Origin of the sequence: Streptomyces sp. NRRL S-31, from assembly GCF_000718775.1 — a bacterium.
In the GTDB taxonomy this organism is placed as follows: Bacteria; Actinomycetota; Actinomycetes; order Streptomycetales; family Streptomycetaceae; genus Streptomyces.
This window is the reverse complement of record NZ_JOCB01000243.1, coordinates 1-583: the sequence shown is the minus strand read 5'-3', so window position 1 is coordinate 583 and position 583 is coordinate 1. Positions and strand designations below refer to the sequence as shown.

The 583-nt window shown below is 66.9% G+C and carries 1 protein-coding gene; it reads left to right on the top strand.

Annotated features, from left to right (window positions below; all coding sequences use genetic code 11):
* Window positions 1-10: 10 nt before the first annotated feature.
* On the top strand, window positions 11-583 hold a 573-nt coding region (locus tag IF37_RS0138440), incomplete at its 3' end, for an alpha/beta fold hydrolase (protein WP_030754455.1).

Here is a 583-nt window from a genome sequence, read left to right as displayed (position 1 = left end):
AGGGAACACCATGCCGTTCATCACCGTCGGCCAGGAGAACAGCACCGACATCGAGCTGTACTACGAGGACCACGGCACCGGCCGCCCGGTCGTCCTGATCCACGGCTTCCCCCTCGACGGCCACTCCTGGGAAAAGCAGTCCGCCGCCCTGCTGGAAGCCGGCTACCGCGTCATCACCTACGACCGCCGCGGCTTCGGCCAGTCCAGCCAGACCACCACCGGCTACGACTACGACACCTTCGCCGCCGACCTCAACACCGTGCTGGAAACCCTCGACCTCCACGGCGTCACCCTCGTCGGCTTCTCCATGGGCACCGGCGAAGTCGGCCGCTACCTCGGCACCTACGGCCCCGCCCGCATCGCCAAGGCCGCCTTCCTCGCCTCCCTCGAACCCTTCATGCTCAAGACCGACGACAACCCCGACGGCGCCGCCCCCCTCGAGTTCTTCCAGGGCATCTCCGACACCGTCAAGGCCGACCGCTACGCCTACTACACCGCCTTCTACCGCGACTTCTACAACCTCGACGACAACCTCGGCACCCGCATCAGCGAGGAAGCCGTCCGCAACAGCTGGAACGTCGCC